Origin of the sequence: Micromonospora globispora (genome assembly GCF_003857015.1) — a bacterium.
In the GTDB taxonomy this organism is placed as follows: Bacteria; Actinomycetota; Actinomycetes; order Mycobacteriales; family Micromonosporaceae; genus Micromonospora; species Micromonospora globispora.
Genome location: NZ_QGGF01000157.1, coordinates 1 through 5,250, shown reverse-complemented (window position 1 = coordinate 5,250; position 5,250 = coordinate 1). Strand labels below are relative to the sequence as shown.

6 protein-coding genes and 1 pseudogene are annotated in these 5,250 nt (G+C 73.1%); 4 read left to right on the top strand and 3 right to left on the bottom strand.

Annotation, left to right across the window (positions count from 1 at the left end; all coding sequences use genetic code 11):
• The first annotated feature begins 140 nt into the window (after positions 1-140).
• From DKL51_RS05825 to DKL51_RS05815, 3 genes are read left to right on the top strand one after another with little or no spacing between them, the layout of a single operon-like run.
• Positions 141-1,094, top strand: coding sequence for a sugar kinase (locus tag DKL51_RS05825; protein ID WP_124811814.1), 954 nt, complete (start codon positions 141-143; stop codon positions 1,092-1,094).
• A 24-nt stretch (positions 1,095-1,118) separates the two neighbouring features.
• Positions 1,119-2,348 carry a D-mannonate dehydratase ManD gene (gene manD, locus DKL51_RS05820; protein WP_109944220.1) on the top strand — a complete coding sequence of 410 codons (1,230 nt, stop codon included), beginning with the start codon at positions 1,119-1,121 and terminating at the stop codon, positions 2,346-2,348.
• The gene (locus DKL51_RS05815) at positions 2,338-2,883 is read left to right on the top strand and encodes a gluconokinase (protein WP_109944219.1); all 546 of its coding nucleotides are present in this window, start codon (positions 2,338-2,340) and stop codon (positions 2,881-2,883) included. The genes manD and DKL51_RS05815 overlap by 11 nt, the downstream gene beginning before the upstream one ends.
• A 43-nt stretch (positions 2,884-2,926) precedes the next feature.
• On the opposite strand, the pseudogene DKL51_RS05810 reads toward DKL51_RS05815, so the two are convergent.
• From DKL51_RS05810 to DKL51_RS05800, 3 genes and pseudogenes are all read right to left on the bottom strand, one after another.
• Positions 2,927-3,336, bottom strand: a pseudogene (locus tag DKL51_RS05810) (YchJ family protein).
• Positions 3,337-3,357: 21 nt separating this feature from the next.
• The gene (locus DKL51_RS05805) at positions 3,358-3,816 is read right to left on the bottom strand and encodes a histone (protein WP_124811813.1); all 459 of its coding nucleotides are present in this window, start codon (positions 3,814-3,816) and stop codon (positions 3,358-3,360) included.
• Positions 3,817-3,826: 10 nt separating this feature from the next.
• The gene (locus tag DKL51_RS05800; protein WP_124811812.1) at positions 3,827-4,237 is read right to left on the bottom strand and encodes a hypothetical protein; all 411 of its coding nucleotides are present in this window, start codon (positions 4,235-4,237) and stop codon (positions 3,827-3,829) included.
• 121 nt (positions 4,238-4,358) lie between these two features.
• Between DKL51_RS05800 and DKL51_RS05795 the strand changes: the two genes are divergently transcribed.
• The gene (locus tag DKL51_RS05795; RefSeq protein WP_124811811.1) at positions 4,359-4,976 is read left to right on the top strand and encodes a mycothiol-dependent nitroreductase Rv2466c family protein; all 618 of its coding nucleotides are present in this window, start codon (positions 4,359-4,361) and stop codon (positions 4,974-4,976) included.
• The last annotated feature ends 274 nt before the right edge of the window (positions 4,977-5,250 follow it).

The following is a 5,250-nucleotide window of genomic DNA, read 5'->3' as shown; positions in this document are numbered from 1 at the left end:
GGCCTGGCCGAGCTGCCCGGCTACCTCGCGGCCGGGGCGATCGCGGTCGGCGTCGGCGGCCCGCTGGTCGGGGACGCCGCCTCCGGCGGTGACCTCGACGCGCTGCGGGAGCGGGCGCGGGCCTACCTGGCCGCCACCTCATGACCCGGTTCGACCTGCTGACCTTCGGGGAGGCGCTGGTGTCGCTGCGGTCGGCCGAGCCGCTGGCCACCGGCGGCGCGCTGACCATGCACCTGGCCGGGGCCGAGTCAAACGTGGCCATCGGGCTGGCCCGGCTCGGTCACCGGACGGCCTGGGCCGGCCGGGTCAGCGACGACGAGCTCGGCCGGTACGTGCTGCGGCAACTGCGCGCCGAGGGCGTCGACGTCGACCACGTCACCCGCGACCCGGAACGCCCCGCCGGGCTGATGTTCCTGGAACGGCGGACCGCCGACCTGACCCGGGTGGGCTACCACCGGGCCGGCTCGGCCGGTTCCGCGCTCCACGTCGACGACCTGCGCCCGGCGCTGGCCGCCGGCACCCGCATACTGCACCTGACCGGCATCACCCCGGCGCTGTCGGAGACCGCCCAGGAGGCCAGCCGGTGGGCGGCCGAGACGGCGTCCCGGGCCGGCGCGCTGGTCTGCCTCGACGTCAACCACCGGGCTCGACTGTGGAGCCGGGACGACGCCCGCGCCGTGCTCGCCCCGCTGGCCGGGTACGCCTCGGTGCTCGTCGCCTCCGCCGACGAACTCGACCTCGTCGGGAAGGCCGGCGCGGACGAGGCGACCGTCGTGGCCGGGCTGCTGGACCGAGGGGTGGAGACCGTGCTGGTGAAGCTCGGCGGCGACGGCGCCCGGGCATACACCCGCGACGGGGTCCGGCATGCGCCGGCGCTACCCGTCACCGCGGTGGACACCGTCGGCGCGGGCGACGCCTTCACCGCCGGCTACCTCTCCGGCCACCTGGACGGACTCGACCTGGCCGGGCGGCTGCGCCGCGCGGTCACCCTGGGCGCCTTCGCCGTCGCCGGTCACGGCGACTGGGAGGCCCTGCCGCGCCGCGACGAACTGTCCCTCCTGGACGACCTGCAGCCCGGCAGCACCCTTCGCTGAGCACCACCCGAGAAAGGCACGCGCGTGAAGATCGTCGCAGCGGACGTCATCGTCTCCAGCCCCGACCGCAACTTCGTCACCCTGAAGATCACCACCGACGAGGGGCTCACCGGACTGGGTGACGGCACCCTCAACGGGCGGGAACTGTCGGTCGCGTCCTACCTGGCCGACCACGTCGTCCCCCTGCTCATCGGGCGGGACCCGCACCAGATCGAGGACACCTGGCAGTTCCTCTACCGCTCGGCGTACTGGCGGCGGGGTCCGGTCACCATGGCGGCCATCGCGGCGGTGGACGTGGCGCTCTGGGACATCAAGGCCAAGGCCGCCGGGATGCCCCTCTACCAGCTGCTCGGCGGCGCGTCCCGGACCGGGATCATGGCGTACGGGCACGCCTCCGGGCGGGACGTGCCGGAGCTGTTCGACTCGATCCGCCGGCACCTCGAGATGGGCTACCGGTCGATCCGGGTGCAGACCGCGGTGCCCGGCATCAACGCGGTCTACGGCGTCGCGTCGCAGCCCAGCGTCGACGGCAAGCGGTACGACTACGAGCCGGCGCAGCGCATCCCGCTGCCCGCCGAGGAGGACTGGGACACCCGGGCGTACCTGCGGCACCTGCCGGGCGTCTTCGAGGCGGTCCGCAACGAGTTCGGCCCGGAGCTGCCGCTGCTGCACGACGGGCACCACCGGATGACCCCGATCCAGGCGGCCAAGCTCGGCAAGGCCCTGGAACCGTACGACCTGTTCTGGCTGGAGGACTGCACCCCGGCGGAGAACCAGGAGGCGCTGCGACTGGTCCGCCAGCACACCACCACGCCGCTGGCCATCGGCGAGGTCTTCAACACCGTCTGGGACTACCAGACGCTGATCCGGGAACAGCTCATCGACTACGTCCGGTCCGCGGTCACCCACACGGGGGGTATCACGGCCATGCGGAAGCTGCTCGACTTCGCGGCGCAGTACCAGATCAAGTCCGGCATCCACGGGCCGACCGACATCTCGCCGGTCGGCATGGCCGCCGCGCTCCACCTGGACCTGGCCATCCACAACTTCGGCATCCAGGAGTACATGCAGCACGGTCCGCTGACCAACGAGGTGTTCCGCCAGTCGTTCAGCTTCACCGACGGCTACCTGCACCCAGGGGAGCAGCCCGGTCTGGGTGTCGAGCTCGACGAGGCGGCGGCCGCCAGATTCCCGTACCAGCCGGCGTACCTGCCGTTCAACCGGCTCAAGGACGGCACCGTCCATGACTGGTGAGCGGCGGCCCACCCGGCACGTCGTGGTGATGGGCGTGTCGGGGGCGGGCAAGACGACCGTGGCCCGGGGGATCAGCGAGCTCACCGGGCTGCGCTTCGCCGAGGCCGACGAGTTCCATTCCGAGGCCAACGTGGCGCGGATGCGCTCCGGGGTGCCGCTGGACGACGCGGCCCGCTGGCCGTGGCTGCGGGACCTCGCCGACTGGATGGCCGCCCGGCACGCCGAGGGCGTCTCCACGGTGCTGGCCTGCTCGGCGTTGAAGCGGACCTACCGGGACCTGCTCCGGCAGGGCCCGCCGGACGTGGAGTTCGTGCACCTGGACGGGTCGGCGGAGCTGATCCGCGACCGGATGGCCCGCCGGGCGGACCACTACATGCCGGCGAGCCTGCTGGACTCCCAGCGGGCGATCCTGGAGCACCTGGACCCGGACGAGTCCGGGGTGGTGCTGGAGGTGGCCCAGTCGCCCGAGGACCTGGTCGCCGCGGCGGTCACCCGGCTCGGCCTCCCGACGGGCACCCCCGCCGGTCTTCGGTGACGCGGCCGGCCCGGGCCGCCGCCCGGGCCGGCCGCGCTGTTCCTCAGCCGGCATCCAGGTAGACCCAGCGGCCGTCCTCGCGGACGAAGCGGCTCTGCTCCTCCAGCGCGCCCGGGCGGCCGGACTCCCGGTAGTGGGCGCGGAAGGCGACCGTGCCGACGGTGTCGAAGAGGCCGCCCCGGTCGGTGTCGAGGATCTCCAGCCGGATCCACCGCTGCCCCGGGTCCAGGCGGAGCCGGGCCGGCCGGGTCGAGGAGTGCCAGCTGCGCAGCAGGTAGTCGCGTCGCCGACGGCGAAGGCGCTGAACCGCGAGCGCATCAGCGCCTCGGCGGTCGCCGCCGTGGCCTCGCCCCGGTGCAGCGGGCGGCAGCACTCGGCGTACGGCAGGCCGGACCCGCAGGGGCAGGGCAGGGTCTCCTCGTCCGCGCTCCGGCGGGCACCGCGTTTCGCCACCCGGTCATTCTCGCCAGCGGTTCAGCGCGGTGGGCGACCAGCCCCGCCAACCGGCCCGCGGCTGGGCCGGCGACCGGTGGTCCGCCGGCCGAACTCCTCCATGGTCGTCGCCTTCTTGGCCGGCGCACGCGTCTCGGTGACTGCCCGGGACGCGGTCGCTGCCTTCTTGGTGGCGGCCTTCGTGGCCGGAGCCTTCTTCGCCGGCGCCTTGGTGGCGGGCGCCTTGGTGGTCGGTGCCTTCTTCGCGGCGGCCGTCCGGCCGGTCGGCGTCCGGGTAGGGGTCGCCGTGGCCGCGGTGTCCTTCTTCCGGGCGGTGCGGGCCGTCGTCGCCGTCGGCCTGCCGCCCGGGGTCTTCGCCGCGCTGGCTCCGGTGGCCCGCTTCGTGGCGGCGGCGACCTTCTTCGCCGCGACCTTCTGCTGCATCGGGGCCTTCTTCGCCCCGACCGCCTTCCGGGCCCTGCCCTTCGTCGCCTCCCCCATGTCGCTCCCCTCAGCTACGCGTCGTCGTGCCGGCGACCTGCAGGTGCCGGCTGGCGGCGCCGGTGTCTTCCCCCCACCCCGGCAGCCAAACTCGATCGGTGACGAAAGGGGCGGGCGGGCGCCGAGTGGCGCCCGCCCGCCCGGAGGGGCCGGACAGGTCAGTTGAGCAGGAACGTCTGGGTCTGCCGGTTGAGCATCGGCAGGCGTCGCGCGCCGGCCGTCTCGGCCCCGCTGAACGGAGCACGTCCACGCCCCGGGAGATGTCGTTGGCGACGATCAGCCCGTTGTACCAGTACGTCGACCACTGGTTGGACCGCATGTCGTAGTACCCGATCTCCTTCGGCGCGCGCGGATCGGTCAGGTCGACCACGGAGGTGCCCGAGCCGTACGCGGAGGCGACCAGGATGTTGCGGCCGGCCACCGCTACGTAGTTGTAGTGCCGGTGAATTGGCCCAATGAACGGCCAACCGATCGGCTCTCACAATGGGCCGATCCGGGCCGCAGAGTGGGAGCCGAAAGCTCACCGTACGAAGGGACACCTCATGACCACCGCCGACATGTGGTTCGACCCGCGCTGCCCGTGGGCCTGGAACGCCTCCCGCTGGCTGCTGGAGGTGGAGCGGGTCCGGAACGTGCGGGTCCGGTTCCACGTGATGAGCCTGTCCGTGCTCAACGAGGGGCGCGAGGGGCTGGAGGAGTGGTACCGGGAGTGGCTGAAGCCGGGCATGGGCCCGGTCCGGGTGGCCGTCGCCGCCGAGCAGAAGTTCGGCACCGAGGTGCTGCGGGACCTCTACACCGCGCTCGGCACCCGGATCCACCACGACCGGGCACCGATCGACCGCGCCCTCTACGTCGCCGCGCTCACCGAGGTCGGCCTCCCCGTCGAGCTGGCCGACGCGGCGGACTCCACCGATCACGACGACGCGCTGCTGGTCAGCCACCAGGCCGGCCTGGAGCCGGTCGGGGAGGACCTGGGCACGCCCACCATCCACGTCACCGACGACACCGGGCGGCGTACCGCCTTCTTCGGGCCGGTGGTGGCGCCCATCCCGCGCGGCGAGGAGGCCGGCCGGCTCTGGGACGGCGTCCTGCTGGTCTCCGGCATCGACGGGTTCTTCGAGTTGAAGCGGGCGCGTACCCGGCCGCCGATCGAGCGGTGAGCGACGTTCGTGACCGGGAACACGGCAGCGATGCGCGTCGCCGTCCGGCGCTCCGATCCGCCCGCGGGGACGGCCTGATCCTTTTCAGACGGCGCCCCTACACGTCCACATTGTCCGCACCGACCGATAGTTGATCATGCGAGTCGTGAGAATCCTGCTTAGCGTCATGGCATGAGCAAGCGATATGTCGCCAGAGTGGCGGTGCCTCGTCCTTTCCGTCGCGGGCGATCGCGGACGGACGAGGCGCCCGTCGCCCTTCGGGGTGGCGTTGCGC